Annotated in this window: 12 protein-coding genes; 6 read left to right on the top strand and 6 right to left on the bottom strand. The window is 58.1% G+C overall.

The window, feature by feature from the left end:
* Positions 1 to 409 precede the first annotated feature (409 nt).
* From HMPREF2842_RS01340 to HMPREF2842_RS01325, 4 genes are all read left to right on the top strand, one after another.
* A complete protein-coding gene (locus HMPREF2842_RS01340) occupies positions 410 to 2,047 on the top strand; it encodes an L-lactate permease (protein WP_070642009.1) in 1,638 nt (545 codons plus the stop codon).
* A gap of 507 nt (positions 2,048 to 2,554) precedes the next feature.
* On the top strand, positions 2,555 to 4,177 hold the full coding sequence (locus tag HMPREF2842_RS01335; protein WP_070642005.1) for an L-lactate permease: 1,623 nt from the start codon (positions 2,555 to 2,557) through the stop codon (positions 4,175 to 4,177).
* A 575-nt stretch (positions 4,178 to 4,752) separates the two neighbouring features.
* Positions 4,753 to 6,375, top strand: a complete 1,623-nt coding sequence (locus tag HMPREF2842_RS01330) for an L-lactate permease (RefSeq protein WP_070642002.1) — start codon at positions 4,753 to 4,755, stop codon at positions 6,373 to 6,375.
* Positions 6,376 to 6,649: 274 nt separating this feature from the next.
* On the top strand, positions 6,650 to 7,039 hold the full coding sequence (locus HMPREF2842_RS01325) for a DUF1304 domain-containing protein (protein WP_049353022.1): 390 nt from the start codon (positions 6,650 to 6,652) through the stop codon (positions 7,037 to 7,039).
* A 136-nt stretch (positions 7,040 to 7,175) separates the two neighbouring features.
* On the opposite strand, the gene HMPREF2842_RS01320 is transcribed toward HMPREF2842_RS01325, so the two are convergent.
* Positions 7,176 to 7,964, bottom strand: coding sequence for a DNA-3-methyladenine glycosylase I (locus tag HMPREF2842_RS01320; protein WP_070641998.1), 789 nt, complete (start codon positions 7,962 to 7,964; stop codon positions 7,176 to 7,178).
* A 228-nt stretch (positions 7,965 to 8,192) separates the two neighbouring features.
* On the bottom strand, positions 8,193 to 8,804 hold the full coding sequence (locus HMPREF2842_RS01315) for a methylated-DNA--[protein]-cysteine S-methyltransferase (RefSeq protein WP_049354903.1): 612 nt from the start codon (positions 8,802 to 8,804) through the stop codon (positions 8,193 to 8,195).
* Positions 8,805 to 9,137: 333 nt separating this feature from the next.
* Here HMPREF2842_RS01315 and HMPREF2842_RS01310 point away from each other — a divergent pair, with 333 nt between their 5' ends.
* Positions 9,138 to 9,752 (top strand): hypothetical protein, encoded by a 615-nt coding sequence (locus tag HMPREF2842_RS01310; RefSeq protein ID WP_070641996.1) that lies wholly within the window; start codon positions 9,138 to 9,140, stop codon positions 9,750 to 9,752.
* A gap of 68 nt (positions 9,753 to 9,820) precedes the next feature.
* On the opposite strand, the gene HMPREF2842_RS01305 is transcribed toward HMPREF2842_RS01310, so the two are convergent.
* The 4 genes from HMPREF2842_RS01305 to HMPREF2842_RS01290 all read right to left on the bottom strand — a co-directional run bounded on the left by HMPREF2842_RS01305 (position 9,821) and on the right by HMPREF2842_RS01290 (position 15,282).
* On the bottom strand, positions 9,821 to 10,135 hold the full coding sequence (locus HMPREF2842_RS01305) for an N-acyl-D-glutamate deacylase (RefSeq protein ID WP_246823128.1): 315 nt from the start codon (positions 10,133 to 10,135) through the stop codon (positions 9,821 to 9,823).
* Between the two features lie 660 nt (positions 10,136 to 10,795).
* Positions 10,796 to 12,352 (bottom strand): glycerol kinase GlpK, encoded by a 1,557-nt coding sequence (gene glpK, locus HMPREF2842_RS01300; RefSeq protein ID WP_070616624.1) that lies wholly within the window; start codon positions 12,350 to 12,352, stop codon positions 10,796 to 10,798.
* 42 nt (positions 12,353 to 12,394) lie between these two features.
* Complete coding sequence (locus HMPREF2842_RS01295; protein ID WP_005507711.1) at positions 12,395 to 13,192, bottom strand: MIP/aquaporin family protein; 798 nt, start codon at positions 13,190 to 13,192, stop codon at positions 12,395 to 12,397.
* Between the two features lie 344 nt (positions 13,193 to 13,536).
* On the bottom strand, positions 13,537 to 15,282 hold the full coding sequence (locus HMPREF2842_RS01290; RefSeq protein WP_070641991.1) for a glycerol-3-phosphate dehydrogenase/oxidase: 1,746 nt from the start codon (positions 15,280 to 15,282) through the stop codon (positions 13,537 to 13,539).
* A gap of 123 nt (positions 15,283 to 15,405) precedes the next feature.
* Here HMPREF2842_RS01290 and HMPREF2842_RS01285 point away from each other — a divergent pair, with 123 nt between their 5' ends.
* Positions 15,406 to 16,353, top strand: coding sequence for a sugar-binding transcriptional regulator (locus tag HMPREF2842_RS01285; protein ID WP_049359844.1), 948 nt, complete (start codon positions 15,406 to 15,408; stop codon positions 16,351 to 16,353).
* The last annotated feature ends 133 nt before the right edge of the window (positions 16,354 to 16,486 follow it).

Below are 16,486 nucleotides of genomic sequence, written 5' to 3'. Positions count from 1 at the left end.
TGTAAAGCGGTGGGTCTTTAGGTTAGTGTGCAATTATGAGCTTCGATCTAAATGTTGGAATATGCCCGATTTTGTGGGTGATGGGTGGTACATTGGGTACACAAGGAATCGCGTTTTAGCGGTCAGAAATTTTAGCTTTGGCACTGAATTTCCCTTGACAAATCAAGGAATATTTAGGTTTCTGTGACTAAAACACGACTTCATACACACTGAATTTCATAGCCGCAAAACCAACACGAACCCAAGTGAAGGCATATATCCCCAGAGGATAGCGCCCATAACGCATAAAACAGCTAGGTGCACGCACCTGCAACACACGGCACACACGCCGCCACAAGCGTCGCTGGGAAGGTTTTACGGCACAACTCGATCCCGCCCCTCGGGGCGCGGAAAGGAACGCAATACAATCATGTGGCAGCAAGTCTACGACCCGCTACACTCGAGTGCCCTCTCTGCACTCGTGGCAGCAGTCCCGATTATTTTCTTCCTTCTGGGCCTCACCGTCCTGAAGCTCAGCGGTATTAAATCTGCCGTCATCTCCCTGGCGCTCGCACTCGTGATCGGTTGCGGCATCTTCGGTATGCCCGTCACCGCAGGTGCAGGCTCCATCCTCTACGGTTTCCTCTCGGGCATGTGGCCCATCGGCTGGATCGTTCTCATGGCAGTGTGGCTCTACCGCATTTCCGTGCGTTCCGGCGGCTTCGAAATCGTTCGCTCCTCCATCTCGTCCATCTCTACTGACCAGCGCATCCAGATGCTGCTGATTGCATTCTGCTTCGGCGGCTTCCTTGAAGGTGCTGCAGGCTTCGGTATCCCGATTGCTATCTGTGCTGCACTGCTCGTGTCCCTGGGCTTCAACCCGCTCAAGGCTGCAATGTTCGCTCTGATTGCTAACGTGAGCTCCGGCGCATATGGCGCTATCGGTATCCCCGTGACCACCGCAGCAACCCGCGGCGGCGTGGACCTGCACGGTCTGTCCATCGAAATGGTCCTGGTTATCCAGATCATGGCAGGCCTGATTCCCCTGGTGCTCGTCGCTATTCAGGACGGTCTGCGCGGTATCCGCGAAGTCGGTCTGGTAGCTCTCATGGTTGGCGTTATCTACTCCGGCGGCCAGTCCGTTCTGCTCGCAACCCTGGGTAACCCCGAGCTCGTTGACATCATCCCGCCGCTGCTGGCACTGGTCGCTCTGGCACTGGTCATGCAGAAGTGGCAGCCCAAGCACATCTTCCGCGAGCCCACCGCTCCCTCCCTGGAAGAAGTCCAGGCGCAGCAGAGCGTCAAGCACACCGGTGGCGAAATCCTCAAGGCTTGGAGCCCCTTCGTCTACCTGTCCGTCGTGATTCTGCTCTGGTCCACCGTTCTGAAGCCCCTCTTCGCTGCTAAGGGCGCGCTCGGCTTCACCAACATCTCCTTCCCCCTGCCCTGGCTGCACCAGAGCATCTCGCAGGCGGCACCGATTGTTGCAACCCCCAAGCCTATCGACGTGACCTACACCTGGAACATTGTGGGCGCATCCGGTACCGCAATTCTGGTGGCTACCATCATCACCATCCTGACCTCCTCCATCAGCTGGGGTGAGGCTATCGAGGAGCTCGGCGGCACCTGGAAGCAGCTGCAGACCCCGATCCTCATGATCTGCCTGGTCATGTCCGTTGCTAACGTCATGAACTACGCAGGTATGATTACCTCTATCGCGCTGGCTGTTGCCGCTGTGGGCGCAATCTTCCCGCTGCTGTCCCCGATCATCGGTTGGATTGGCGTGTTCGTGACCGGCTCTGTGGTGAACAACAACATCCTCTTCGCTGGCCTGCAGGCTACCACCGCACAGCAGATTGGCGTCAGCCAGACCCTGCTGGTTGCATCTAACACCGCCGGTGGTGTGATGGCGAAGATCGTGTCCCCGCAGTCCATCGCAATTGCAGCTGCTGCTGTGAACAGCGCAGGCGAGGAATCCAAGATTACCTCCATGGCAATCAAGTACAGTGCAGCTCTGCTGGCTATCACCTGTGTTTGGGTTTACGTCCTGTCTCTGGCCGGCCTCTAAACAGCGTGAAACCCCGATGCGTGTAACCTACCTTCTTTGAAGGTAAGGTGCCCGCGACACGGTTGAGCGAAAGCCCCTTCTACTTCGGTAGGAGGGGCTTTTGCGTGTCTGTGTTTGTGCGCTGGGGAGGAGGTTTGTGGCTAAGGAGCGCAATTATGCACATAAGTTTCATTTGTGCACACTTAAGGTCATCCTATCCTGAAGTCTCGAGGAGGACCTGTTAGCTTAGACAGATAAAGTCAAGAGCACCTAGTGAGAGGGACAGAGTCCCGCTCACCGCCGCCGCGCCACGGTATATTGCCTCGGTATATTGCCTCGGCATATCGCCACGTCATACAACCAAACGCCCGGCAGCTAAAGACCATCACGCTTCACCGATGGACCCATCCACGACGCAAGGACTGGGGCCATCGGTTTTTATGCGGCCTAACGCTTCCATACAGCGCAGGCGCCGTACCGGAAGAAGCGACCGCTAATACACACAGACCGAAAGGAACACCCGCCCCAATGTGGCAGCAAACCTACGACCCGCTGAACTCACCGGTGCTCTCCGCACTGGTCGCAGCAGTACCCATCATCCTCTTCCTGCTGGGCCTGACCGTCCTGAAACTCAGCGGCCTCAAATCAGCACTGCTGACCCTCGTCACCACCCTCATCATCGGTTGTGCCATCTTCGGCCTGCCTATCACCGCAGGTGCCGGCTCCATCCTCTCCGGCTTCCTCTCCGGTGCATGGCCCATCGGCTGGATTGTGCTCATGGCGGTGTGGCTCTACCGCATTGCCGTACGCGCCGGTAACTTCGACATCGTGCGCTCCTCCGTCTCCTCGATCTCGAACGACCAGCGCATCCAGGTGCTGCTGATTGCCTTCTGCTTCGGTGGCTTCATCGAAGGCGCGGCAGGCTTCGGCATCCCGATCGCTATATCCGCGGCACTGCTGGTATCCCTGGGCTTCAACCCCCTCAAGGCATCCATGCTGGCGCTGGTAGCCAACGCCGCATCCGGCGCCTACGGTGCTATCGGTATTCCCGTGACTACCGCAGCTAAGGTTGGTGGCCTCGACACCGCGCACCTGTCCGCAGGTATGGTTCCGGTACTGCAGATCTTCGTCGCCTTCGTGCCGCTGCTGATGGTTGCAATCCAGGACGGCATCCACGGCATCCGCGAAGTCGGCCTCGTAGCGCTCATGACCGGCGTGATTTTCTCCGGCGGTCAGGCGGCTATCCTGATGCTGCTCGGCTCGCCCGAACTGGTCGATATCATCCCGCCGCTGCTCTCCCTGGTAGCACTGGCGCTCGTGATGCAGAAGTGGCAGCCCAAGCACATCTACCGCGAATCCACCGCACCCAGCCTCGAAGAAGTTCAGGCGCAGCAGGGCGTCAAGCACACCGGTGCTGAGATCGTTAAGGCGTGGAGCCCCTTCATCTTCCTCTCCGCAACCATCCTGCTCTGGTCCACTGCCCTGAAGCCGATTTTCGCAACCAACGGCCCGCTGGGTGCTGCAACCCTGGCGTTCCCCATCCCCGGCATTCACGAATCCATCACCACCGGTACCGGCAAGACCGTGACCGCGATGTTCTCCTGGAACACCCTGGGCGCATCCGGCACCGCAATTCTGGTGGCGGCAATCATCACCATCCTGACCTCGAAGATTAGCTGGGGCGAAGCCTTCGAAGAACTCGGCGGTACCTGGAACCAGCTGAAGATGCCGATCCTCATGATCTGCCTGGTCATGTCCGTCGCAAACGTCATGAACTATGCCGGTATGACTACCTCCATCGCTCTGGCGCTCGCGGCAGCCGGCCCGGTCTTCCCGCTGCTGTCCCCGATTATCGGTTGGATTGGCGTGTTTGTGACCGGTTCCGTGACCAACGCTAACGTGCTCTTTGCGGGCCTGCAGTCCACCACCGCAGCCCAGATCGCTGTTGACCCGACTCTGCTTGTTGCCGCAAACACCGCCGGTGGCGTGATGGGTAAGATCGTCTCCCCGCAGTCCATCGCGATTGCTGCGGCGGCTGTGAACAGCGCAGGTGAGGAATCGAAGATTACCTCCATGTCCATCAAGTACAGCGCTATTCTGCTGGGCCTGGTCTGCGTCTGGTCCTTCGCGCTGTCGCTCATGGCTGGCTAAAGCCATTCGTGAGTCTCATATCGGGGCAGATAGCAATAAGACGCTGAACCCCTAATGATTCTGAGGTAAAGCCCCCTTCTCGACCCGTGCGGTCGGGGAGGGGGCTTTGTCTTACCTGCCGCCGTATAAGTTTGGCTCGGGCAGTAGAAAGGGACTGAGCGGAGAAAATAACTACCGACAAGGACTAAATCGTAATGACTCTTAACTAGCGTTTCACACTGTAAAAGCACCCAGTACCTAGCAAAGGACCCACATGCCACAGTGATACAGTTCTCAGTGGGCATTGGCGCCGTAGGCGAGAGCACGAGCTAAGGAACTTTTAGCTTCGAGGCCTCCAACGAGAGAACCAACGCCCCGCATCGTGGAAATATCCTTCCCCGCGCCCCCTGCCTTCAGCCAAGGCTACAACACAGACACATGATGTTGCTACGCCTTTCACGTTCAGGGACCCTCAGCGGTAGAGGCGTCGTGAGGCTACGCCTCGTGCTACCCCATAAGGGCAGGCGGACGCACCCTACAGCGGCATCCAAACCGCTGTAGGTACACCCTGCGGCGAGGAAGGACATACCACTCTCATGTGGTCGCAGACCTACGATCCCCTCAGCTCCCCGGTGCTCTCTGCACTCGTAGCGGCATCCCCCATTATTCTTTTTCTACTCTGCCTCACGGTTTTCAAACTCAGCGGCATCAAATCAGCGCTAATCACCCTAGCCCTGACCCTGTGCATCGCACTCGGAGTCTTCCACCTGCCCTGGACAGCAGCCGCAGGTTCTATTTTCTACGGATTCCTCTCAGCGCTATGGCCTATTGCATGGATTGTGCTCATGGCAGTGTGGCTCTACCGCATCGCGGTGCGCAGCGGAAAATTCGCCATCGTGAGGTCCTCCGTCTCCTCAATCTCAGCAGACCAGCGCATCCAGGTGCTACTCATCGCCCTCTGCTTTGCCGGGTTTATTGAGGGTGCGGCGGGCTTCGGCATCCCGATTGCTATTTCTGTGGCGCTACTGGTTGCCCTGGGCTTCAACCCGCTCAAAGCCGCTATGCTCTCCCTGGTCGCTAACGCCACCGTGGGCGCCTACGGTGCGGTCGGTATTCCTGTGACCACCGGTGCCGCTATCGGTAACGTAGACCTGGGGCACCTATCCAACCAGATGGTTTGGGTCCTGCAGATCTTTGCGGCCCTCGTACCCGTGCTCGTGGTAGCTATTCAGGACGGTCTGCGCGGCATTCGTGAGGTAGGCTTAGTAGCGCTCGCAACCGGTATCGTGATTTCTGGCCTGCAGAGCATCATGCTGTGGGTCCTGCAGGACCCCGAGCTCATCGGCATTGTGCCGCCCCTTGTCGGCCTGGTGTTCCTGGCAGTAGTGATGCGTTTCTGGCAGCCCAAGAACATCTATCGCGAGCCCACCGCACCGACTCTAGAAGAGCTCTCCGCACAGGACGAACCGACGTACACCCTGCGCGAAGTTGCGAGCGCCTGGAGCCCCTTCATCTTCCTTTCCATCACCATCCTGCTCTGGTCCACCGTGCTGCGCCCCGTCTTTGACCATAACGGAGCCCTGGGTTTTGCAAACCTGAGCTTCCACGTGCCCGGTATCCACCATCAGATCGGCGACGGTGAAGGCCTCGCTATCCACGCAGTCTTCAACTGGAACATTCTGGGTGCGGCGGGTACCGCCATTTTGGTGGCGGCTCTGCTCTCTGCGTTCACTTCGAAAATTACCGTCCGTGAGACTCTGGAAGAACTCAACGGCGCATGGCAGCAGTTGAAGAAGCCCATCTACATGATTTGCCTGGTCATGTCCGTAGCAAACCTCATGAACTACGCGGGCATGACCTCCTCCATCGCTCTGGCGGTAGCTACCGCGGGTGCACTCTTCCCGCTCTTCTCGCCCATAATCGGCTGGGTTGGCGTGTTCGTGACCGGTTCGGTGACCAACAACAACGTGCTCTTCGCCGGTCTGCAGGCAAGCACCGCGCATCAGATTGGTGTAGACCCCGCCATACTGGTTGCAGCCAATACCTCCGGTGGTGTGATGGGTAAGATTGTGTCCCCGCAGTCGATTGCGGTGGCGGTTGCCGCCGTGAACGAGGCAGGGCAGGAGTCGAAGGTTACCTCCATAACCATCAAGTACAGTCTCTTCCTGCTGGTACTGCTGTGCATGTGGACGTACCTGCTCACGCTCATCGTGCACTAGGCTTTTAAGCGACTTTTCCTGTCTTCGAGGAAGAACCGGAGAGATACGCAGAACGCTCGTTGCGAGGTCATGTCGCGGCGAGCGTTCGCCGTATCTGAGGTACCCAATGTCATACGATGAGGATAATCCGCCCGGCAGGAGTAGAATTAGTGTTTGTGCCCACACACCGGAGACGTGCACAGGAGAGGCTGCCCGGCTGTTATCTGTGCGTTACTCGCTCGCCCGCTGCGTGAGACACACGGCTAACAGATGACCTACTACTCAAGGAGAAACAATGCAGGCACTCGCAACGGTCACCACCGTTTTTGCCTTCGTAGCAATCGCTATTCACGTGTACATCTGGATTATCGAATCCTTCCTCTGGACTAAGCCCAAGGGTCGCGAAACCTTCGGAATGACCGAAGAATTCGCCGAGTCTACCAAGGAGATGGCGGCAAACCAGGGCCTGTACAACCTGATGCTCGCCTGGATCGCCGCAACCGGTCTGCTCGCTTTCTGGTTCGGCTCCCCGCAGGTGGGTGTGGCACTCATGTTCGCAGGCCTGGGCTCCATGGCGATTGCCGGTGTCTACCTGTTCCTCACCTCCCCGGCAAAGCGCAAGCCGGCACTGATTCAGCTGACCCCGCCGCTGCTGGCGCTGATTTTCCTCTTCGTGATGATCTAACCCTGTGACGATCTAATTCAGGGCGGAACATCTCAACGTATAAAAGCCGCGTGCTTACTTCTACGAAGTGGCGCGCGGCTTTTCTGCGCCCTTAGACGCGAGCACGCCGAGTGAGGGGAGCTTAGGGCGAGGGGGCTTAGGCAAAGAGCCCCGAACAGCCTCGCCGATGTGAACCCACCAGGTGAGCGTCGACCATACCGACCGCGCACATGAGCGCATAGGCGGTCACCGGACCCAAGAACACACCTCCTAGAGCTTTAAAAGATTTGGTAAGAAGCGCGGACTCGGGCGTATCGGTAGGAATATCCTCCAGGGTATGCGGTGCGATAGTCTCGCGCGGCGCGAAGGACCACAGCCACGCCGACAGCCCGCCCGGTACACGCGTGCCGTCAGATAGGGTGCGCTCGCGCATCCGGTCCAGATCTTCGGGGTTTAGCGTCCGCACACGACGACGGCGGGTATTCGGCGCCTCAACGCTATCCGTATTGGTCGGGGTAGAAGAGTGGGTGATAAGGGGAAGATGAATATCCTCCGCGGAGGCGTCACGCGGCGTGGCGGCAAGCTCACGCATCCGAAGGGTCAGTTGTGCATTGGAGATGACCGCGCGAATCTTCCGCTCGTTACGGATAATCTCTTCGTCCTGGAGGAGCCGCGCAACATCCTGATCAGTGAACGCAGCTACACGTTCGGGATCGAACCCCTCGAAAGCGCGACGAAATGCCTCACGGCGGGCAAGAATCGTGCGCCAGGAGAGGCCCACCTGAAAAGCCTCGAGGCTCAGGGCTTCGAAGAGTCCCCGCTCATCGGTGACGGGCATACCCCATTCGGTGTCGTAGTAGTCGCGCAGAAGCTCATCGGTCACCCACGTGGGGTAACTCAGGGGGTTTTCGAGGGGGTTGGCGGGAATAGTAGGCTGTGAGGTCACGGTTTCTCCTCTCTGAGAGTGCTGAGCTCATCCGAATATTTCGGAAGCATGTTCTACTTAAACAGTAGCCCTAGCGTGAGTAAATCGCAAGTATATTCGATTATATGTCGTGGTGCAGAGCAACGAAACCGAAAATAGGTACGACAAAGGGCAGAGCCCGCATCCGATGCATGCTCCGCCCTCTGATAAGTCTCAAACACCGCCGAGTGACACCGCCGGGTGACCTAGCTAGAAGAGCCGCGCCTCCCGCACCTCTTCCGGCTCCTCCAGATCCAGGAGGAACTGCTTACGCTCAACACCGCCAGCGTAGCCAGTCAAACTACCATCAGCACCAATAACGCGGTGACACGGAATCATAATAGAAACCTTATTGCGGCCGACCGCCTGCCCCACAGCCTGCGCCGGAGCGCCGGGGCCAACCGCACGCGAAATCTCGCCGTACGTGGTGGTGTACCCGGCAGGAACAGTCTTCAGGTGCTCCCACACAATCAGCTGAAAATCGGTGCCCTCAGGGTCTAGGGGCAACGTAAAAGAAGTGCGCTTGCGCTCAAAATACTCGGAGAGCTCTGCCTCAGCACGCGACAGCAGCCGCGCTGCAGCATACTTGCCGGTAGGCTCTTCACCTTCTGCAACGTTGTGCCCCCGCAGATAGTCACCGGGGTTTTCAATCAGTCCACCAAGCTCATGGGGGAGCGGGAAGTGCGCCTGATCCTCGTACCAGATGCCCACAATCGCATCCGTACGGGCGGCAAGGTAGAGCACGCCGACGGGGCTCGAATAGCGAGTGTACCAGCGCGCGAGTGCTTCCGGCGGCTGCGGCGAATCGGTCGCTTTGGTCATGCTCTTCCTCGTAGGCTCGTGGGCGTGTACTGCAGATGATGGTAGGGGTAAATACCCCTTTCAACCATCATAGGGGAGGGGCGCCTCCGTACCGTACCCGCGGCGGGTTTTGTCTATAACTAACCGCTACGAGATATATGCATCGCCGGTTATGCCTCTCACTGTGCCCCGCCAATTTTGATTGAGCCCCAAGAGCTGGCATTCTGTGAAGTACACACCGATACACCGCAATTCAATACTCCGGCTTCTCCACCCCGTAGCGGGTAGGGGATGGCCTGTGTTTCTCGTGCCTCAACGATGGGTTCAACGACGACTGAAATTGCAAGGAGAAACATGGAAGACCTGAAAGACCTCCGCCGGCAACTCAAGGAAAACCCGGAGAGCCGAGAACTCAATAACCGTTACGCGCAGGCGTGCCTCGACATTGCGAAAGAATATACCGTTACGTCCCAGGGACATATCTTTATTTGCTCGCCCTCAGATTTAGAAGCTGTACGGTACATCATGGCCAAGATCCCTAACGCTTCGCCTCTAGACGGCGAAACCTTGCAGGAATACAAACGCCTGGAGAGAGCCGTTACCCAAGCTCGTATGAATAGAGGCAAGCCCGGTAGCAAGATGGGCATTTACTATGCCCTCATCCTTTTTATGGTGATGCCTTCCATGGCGGCACCAGTCCTTCTGTTATGGGAACTCACCGTGCTTGGCTCAGACCACACCCGCGACCCGAGAGCTCTTATTTACCTGATTCCTGTCGCTCTCATTACCGCTGCGCTTCTCTGGGTTGGGTGGCTTTTTGAACGAATCCCCGGCTGGAAATATAACGCTCTGATCGTCGAAAAGAACAAAAAGATAGAACTAGCCAGAGCCGAAGCTGAAACACGTCAAAGTACTGACTCAAACCGTTCAGACATGGTTGCAGTATCGGACTCTGAACCGCAATCTTAAAGTAAATGTGCCGCCTCACCGGTATTGGTGAGGCGGCACATTTTGCTATCTAGGGGATGAAGAGCTCGCTACTTAGCGGCTACTCCATCAGCGTTGCCCTCCGTGTGGTGCAGATGCGGCAGGTGAGTCGAGTGCAGGTCGTGGCCGAGCACATCGTGCGCATCCGGGTCCTCGTTCGGGAGCACGTGCGAGTACTTGGAGTAGTAGCGGTACAGCGCGTAGGCGCCAATCACCGTCAGCACGATAGCAATGCCCAGAGCCCACGGCACAGCGGCGGCAGAATACATAACAGAGAAGAGCACCAACAGCCAGGAGAGAGCAGCTGCAAGAACCGAAATATTCATAGCAATAATTGCAAGCTTACGGCGACGGACATCAACCATAATCGGTGCGGGAAAACCCGCTCCCTCCTTCCAACGGAGCCTATCTCCGTTCTCGCGTGCACCCGAAGGTGTCAGATGCTTAACTAACCGCCATCTTCGGTGGTCAGAATAGAATCATAAGCCTATATATCTATGATACGGCGCTTGAAGTAGACATCAAAGGTTTACAAACACCATTAGAGCAACCCCACATAACAGGTGAACGGGTATCTCAATATGAGGTATAGAATGCGTAATTCTTACACAAAAGATGGGTACTCCATACCCTCTCATTCACTCTACGAACTGTGTAGGAAACGATAAAAGCTCACCGCCCTCCGCGGTACGTGAAGCACCACGGCGGACGGTGAGAGGAGCGTAAATAAGTATCAGCGCGAACCGCTGGTTGCGCGAGGAAACCCAGAATATGTCAACGGAATCCTGGACGGTACTGACACCTCACGAACAACACCGCGCCAGGTGATCGGCGGAAGATACCAAATTTACAAAAACCAACGGTACCCCCAGCACTAATTTTTGTAGAAATTACGCCGCAATAAACGCTGAATTGAGCGTCATAAAACAGCGAAAAGCCCCGGCTACTTCAACCCCATAGCGGGGGAGAAGCAGCCGGGGCGTCGCTAGTACGCGGGCCGTGCCGTTAGGCAACGGGTGCTGCGATTAGGCGGTCGGAACGTCCTCGTCAACCCACTCGAGGGTGCGGGAGACAGCCTTCTTCCACAGGCGGTACTGGCGGTCGACCTCTGCAGGCTCCATGGAGGGCAGCCAACGCTTGTCTTCAACCCAGTTGTCCACAACGTCCTGCTCGCCGGTCCAGAAACCAACAGCGATACCTGCAGCGTATGCTGCGCCCAGAGCGGTGGTCTCAACAACCTTCGGGCGGATCACGGGAACGCCGAGGATGTCAGCCTGGAACTGCATTAGGAACTCGTTAGCGGTCATGCCGCCGTCCACGCGCAGCTCGGAGAGCTCAACACCGGAGTCAGCGTTCATTGCGTCCAGAACTTCACGGGTCTGGAATGCGGTTGCTTCCAGCGCCGCACGCACGATGTGTGCACGGTTCACGTAGCGGGTCAGACCAACGATGACGCCGCGAGCGTCGGAACGCCAGTGAGGCGCGAACAGGCCGGAGAATGCGGGAACAACGTAGCAGCCGCCGGAGTCCTTGACGGAGGTAGCCAGTTCCTCAGACTCTGCAGCGTGCTCAATCATGCGCAGGTTGTCGCGCAGCCACTGGATCAGGGAGCCGCTCATTGCGACCGAGCCTTCCAGAGCGTAGACGGGTGCTGCATCGCCAATCTTGTATGCGACGGTGGTCAGCAGACCATTGTTGGAGAAGACAGGCTCGTTGCCGGTGTTCATGAGCATGAAGTTACCGGTACCGTAGGTGTTCTTCGCCATGCCCTTCTCGAAGCAAGCCTGACCGAAGGTTGCAGCCTGCTGGTCGCCGAGGATACCCGCGATAGGGGTGCCTGCGAGCAGACCGGTCGCGCGGCCGAAGCCGTACACCTCGGAGGAGGACTTGATCTCGGGCAGCATGCTCATGGGGATACCCATATCTGCAGCAATCTGCGGATCCCATTCGAGGGTGCGGATGTTCATCAGCAGGGTGCGGGATGCGTTGGTTACGTCGGTGACGTGCACGCCGCCGTCAACACCACCGGTCAGGTTCCAGACCAGCCAGGTGTCGGTGTTGCCGAAGAGCAGGTCGCCGCGTTCTGCGCGCTCGCGTGCGCCTTCAACGTTGTCCAGGATCCACTTGATCTTGGGGCCGGAGAAGTAGGTGGAGAGGTTCAGGCCGACGATGTCGTGGTACTTGCCAACGCCCTCTTCGCCTGCGAGCTCTTCAACGATTTCCTGGGTGCGGGTGTCCTGCCAGACGATTGCGTTGTAGACGGGCTCGCCGGTGTTCTTGTCCCATACGACGGTGGTTTCACGCTGGTTGGTGATGCCGACTGCAGCGATTTCGTGGTGGTTGACTTCGCCGTTTGCCATAGCGGTTGCTACGACCTTACGGACGTTCTGCCAAATTTCGGTTGCGTTGTGCTCGACCCAGCCTGCCTTGGGGAAGATCTGCTCGTGCTCGAGCTGACCGTGCGCTACGTTCTCGCCCGCCTTGTTGAACAGGATCGCGCGGGAGCTCGTCGTGCCCTGGTCAATGGAGAGGATGTACTTGCGCTCGACGTTGAGGGTTGCGGAGTGCAGAGAAGTCGTCATTGATTTTTCCTTAGAACAAAAGAACGGGGGTATTAGAGAGGTTTAGAGGGGCAGAACTGCCGGAACGATCAGGCCTGCGAGGATAGCGCCGATGATCGGGCCAACAACCGGAACCCAAGCGTAAGACCAGTTGGAACCGGTCTTACCGGGGATAGGCAGGAAGGTGTAGGCGATACGGGGGCCGAGGTCACGTGCGGGGTTGATAGCGTAACCGGTTGCGCCACCAAGACTCATACCGATAGAAACAACGACCAATGCAACAGCCAAGGGGCCAATCTGGGCGGGGGTCTTACCGGATGCGATGATCCAACCAATCAGGACGAAGGTGCCGATAATCTCGGTGAGCAAGTTCCAGCCGTAGGACTTGATAGCGGGGCCGGTTGCGAAGATGCCGAGGCGGTCGCCCGGGTCCTCATCGAAGTGCTTCTTGTAAGTCAGGTAGGCTGCGGTTGCACCAGCCATTGCGCCGAGCATCTGAGCGACGATGTACAGGGTGATGTTCAGCGGGGTTGCGGGAACGCCGGTTGCCAGGTCGCGGCCTGCAGTTGCCAGGCCAACGGTCACAGCGGGGCTCAGATGTGCACCGGAGTGGAAGGAGAGGTATACGGCGGTGAACACTGCCAGACCCCAACCGAAGGTGATAACAACCCAGCCTGCGTCCTTAGCATAGGACTTCTTCAGGGTCACTGCGGCGCATACGCCGGCACCGAGCAGAATCAGGATGAAGGTGCCGAAGAACTCGGAAAGTACAAAACCAAGAGTGGTGGGGGCACCGGATGCATCCACGAGTGCGGATGAGCCGGCTGCAAGTACAGTTCCTGCGGAAGCAAGAAGAGACATTGATGCTCCTTGAAGACGAAGCGTCTGGAAGGCAAGCGAACCTTTGCTTGCGTGTTCCCGTGCGTCCTCACCGCACGGGCGGATCGGGGCACAACGCTGTGCTGAAATGTGTAGCGGATTGCTACGAAAAATTGATAGATGTTTTTGGATGAGAAGCAGATCGTACCAGTGGGTTAACCCTGTATTTAGCTCGCTGCTTCTTATGCAGGGGATTATCGTAAACGGTTATTTAACCTCTCGTCCACCCCTCACCGAAAATATGAGATAACCCATGCTCGGTGAGGGGTGAACGGTCGGTTCGTACCGGATAACCGGTCACGAAAGGTGCGTGGAATCTCTACGGATTAGAGCTTCACACGGGGTGCCACGGGGGTGACAGCCTCAATCTTTGCCGATGCCTCAGCGTCGGTGGAGGTGGACTCTGCCTCGCGCATTGCTGCAACGCGTGCTGCGTAGAGGTCGAGTTCTTCCTTGACCTTCTTGTCGTCCCAGCCGAGCTCGGCACGCATGATGTCGAGGATCTCGTCTGCTGCTGCCAGACCGCGGTCGCGCTGCTCGAGGTCGAGGCGTACGCGGCGGACCAGTACATCCTCCAGGTGTAGTGCACCCTCGTAGCGGACAGCGAAGACGACGTCTGCACGCAGGAACTGGGGTGCCTTAGCCAGGGGAGCACCGAGGGAGGGGTCAGCGTCGATGAGAGCGCCGAGGTCCTCAATCTGCGCGCCGTAACGCTCGAGCAAGTGGGTGATACGGTCCTCATCCCAGCCGTAACGCTCTGCGTAGCGTGCACGGTTAGCAGCGATTGCGTGGTAGCCGTCTGCACCGACCAGGCCGATGGTTGCGGTCACGGAGGGGTTCTGCTTAGCCTGCTCGCCCAGTGCGAAGTCGACAGCGTCGGCAGCCATGACACGGTAGGTGGTGAGCTTGCCGCCTGCGATGGCGCTCATGCCGGGTGCAACCTCGGTCACGGTGTGCTCGCGGGAAACCTTGGTGGATGCTGCGCCGTCCTTGACCTTGGGCTGCAGCAGCGGGCGCAGACCGGTGTAGGTGCCGATGATGTCCTCGCGGGTCAGCGGGTTAGCGATCAGCTTGTTGGCCTGCATCAGGACGTAGTCGATGTCCTTGCTGGTTGCGACGGGGCGCTCGCGGTCCTCGGCGTAGGGGGTGTCGGTGGTGCCGATGATCCAGTAACGCTGCCAGGGGATGATGAAGAGAACGGACTTCTCGGTCTTGGTGAAGATACCGCTGGTTGCGTTGATGCGGTCGCGGGGAACCACGATGTGGATACCCTTGGAAGCCAGAACCTCCAGGCCACCCTCGGGGTTAGCGAGGGACTCAGACTCTTCGGTCCACACGCCGGTTGCGTTGATGATGTGCTTTGCGCGTACGTTCAGGCGCTCGCCGGTCTCCAAGTCTGCCAGCTCTGCGCCGATGACGCGGCCGGATGCATCCTTGGTGAAGCCGACAACCTGGGTGCGGGATGCAGCCAGTGCGCCGTAGCCTGCAGCGGTGCGGACGACGTCGATGACGAGGCGTGCGTCGTCAACGCGTGCATCGTAGAACTGGATTGCGCCGCTGAATGCGGAGTCCTTGATGTCGGGGAAGACGGTCTTGGTGCCGGTCTTGGTGAAGTGACGCTGGGAGGGGACGCCCTTGTTGCCGCGGGAACCGAGGAATGCGAGGGTGTCGTACATGCCGATGCCGATTGCGGAGTATGCGCGCTCGATGACGGGCATCTTCAGGGGCCACAGGAAGGGCTGTGCGTGCACCAGATGGGGTGCGATCTTGTTCAGCAGCAGGCCGCGCTCGGTCAGTGCTTCGGTCACGAGCTTGAAGTCGAGGTTGTAGAGGTAGCGCAGGCCGCCGTGAACGAGCTTGGAGGACCATGCGCTGGTGCCTGCAGCCCAGTCGCCTGCTTCGACGATACCGGTGCGCAGACCGCGGGTTGCTGCGTCGAGGGCAATGCCTGCACCGGTGATGCCGCCGCCGACGACCAAGATGTCGAGTTCTTCGTTGACCATGCTCTTGAGCGCCTTGGCGCGGGACTCGGCGGTCAGCTGAGACTGCTGTGCAATGTGCTGGGAGCTCATGTACTGCTCTTTCCTGTATTGCCGCTTGTGCGGCGTGGGGGTTTCATCTTGCATTTAGTAAAACCCAATGGTGAAATAATAACCAAGCAGTATGAACGGATTTTCACTGGGGGTCTGTGGCAGATGAACGAACGCGCTAACCATACCTACGAGGCAGCGCAGCTTTACTACATTCACAACATGACGATGGACGCTATCGCGGCTCGTCTGGGGGTTTCTCGAGCCACTGTGTCGCGTCTGCTTAAAAGTGCTCGTGAGAGCGGCATGGTGCAGATCCGTCTAGATGATTCCTTCCGTGCCCGCAGCGAGCTTGAGCGCCGCATCGGTGAGCGCTATAAGGTGCGCGTTACTCTCGTGAATGTCCGTTCGGACGCCACCCCCATCGCCCGCATGAGCCAGGTATCCCGTACTGCGGCGGCTCTACTTGATTCCCTGATTGATAATGGAACGAGCCTGGGTGTGGCGTGGGGTTCAACGATGACCGAGATTTCTCGTCATCTGCCGCGCCGCCCTCTGAAGGGCGTGACTGTGGTGCAGATGAATGGTGCCGGTAACGCGCACCATTCGGGCATTCCGTACCTGGGTTCCCTGCTGGGGCAGTTGGTGAATGCCTATGATGCGCAGACTATCCATTTTCCGGTTCCCGCGTTCTTTGACTATGCGGACACGAAGACCGCCATGTGGCGTGAGCGTAGCGTGCAGAAGAATCTGCATGCCCAGCAGAATGTTGACCTCGCTATTTTTGGCGTGGGTGCTTTTGGTGGACCTATTCCTTCTCACGTGTATTCGGGTGGCTATTTTGAGGTGCAGGAGCAGCGTCAGTTGCGTGAGCTGGGCGTTGTGGGGGATATGTGCACGATTCTTCTGCGTGAGGACGGCTCGTGGGCTGATCTTGAGTTGAATAAGCGTGCGTCCGGTCCGACTCCGAAGGAGCTTGCCCGCATTCCGCGCCGTATTTGCGTTGCGTCCGGTACTCACCGTGTGCGTGCTTTGCGCGGCGCGTTGCGTACGGGCGCAATTACTGACTTGGTTCTTGATGATGCCCTGGCAAAGGCGCTCATGGAGAAATAGCTAAAAATAATCGCCGCGGGTATGAGAGTCCGTGGTGATGGGGTAAAGGGGCGCCTTGAATCTGAAAGGTAGTGCTTGAGAGCTTTCCTGGTGAAGCTCTCAAGTGTCGCCTGAACAATGTTTCAAGGTGCCC

It is taken from the genome of Rothia sp. HMSC069C10 (genome assembly GCF_001812205.1).
GTDB lineage: Bacteria > Actinomycetota > Actinomycetes > Actinomycetales > Micrococcaceae > Rothia > Rothia mucilaginosa.
The sequence above is the reverse complement of the archived record's forward strand: the minus strand, read 5'-3'. Positions and strand labels throughout refer to the sequence as shown.

Bases quoted from the DNA above. Each gene is read 5' to 3' on its own strand.
- HMPREF2842_RS01340 (WP_070642009.1), top strand. From the start codon at position 410: ATGTGGCAGCAAGTCTACGACCCGCTACACTCGAGTGCCCTCTCTGCA.
- HMPREF2842_RS01335 (WP_070642005.1), top strand. From the start codon at position 2,555: ATGTGGCAGCAAACCTACGACCCGCTGAACTCACCGGTGCTCTCCGCA.
- HMPREF2842_RS01330 (WP_070642002.1), top strand. From the start codon at position 4,753: ATGTGGTCGCAGACCTACGATCCCCTCAGCTCCCCGGTGCTCTCTGCA.
- HMPREF2842_RS01325 (WP_049353022.1), top strand. From the start codon at position 6,650: ATGCAGGCACTCGCAACGGTCACCACCGTTTTTGCCTTCGTAGCAATC.
- HMPREF2842_RS01315 (WP_049354903.1), bottom strand. From the start codon at position 8,804: ATGACCAAAGCGACCGATTCGCCGCAGCCGCCGGAAGCACTCGCGCGC.
- HMPREF2842_RS01310 (WP_070641996.1), top strand. From the start codon at position 9,138: ATGGAAGACCTGAAAGACCTCCGCCGGCAACTCAAGGAAAACCCGGAG.
- HMPREF2842_RS01305 (WP_246823128.1), bottom strand. From the start codon at position 10,135: ATGGTTGATGTCCGTCGCCGTAAGCTTGCAATTATTGCTATGAATATT.
- glpK (WP_070616624.1), bottom strand. From the start codon at position 12,352: ATGACGACTTCTCTGCACTCCGCAACCCTCAACGTCGAGCGCAAGTAC.
- HMPREF2842_RS01295 (WP_005507711.1), bottom strand. From the start codon at position 13,192: ATGTCTCTTCTTGCTTCCGCAGGAACTGTACTTGCAGCCGGCTCATCC.
- HMPREF2842_RS01290 (WP_070641991.1), bottom strand. From the start codon at position 15,282: ATGAGCTCCCAGCACATTGCACAGCAGTCTCAGCTGACCGCCGAGTCC.
- HMPREF2842_RS01285 (WP_049359844.1), top strand. From the start codon at position 15,406: ATGAACGAACGCGCTAACCATACCTACGAGGCAGCGCAGCTTTACTAC.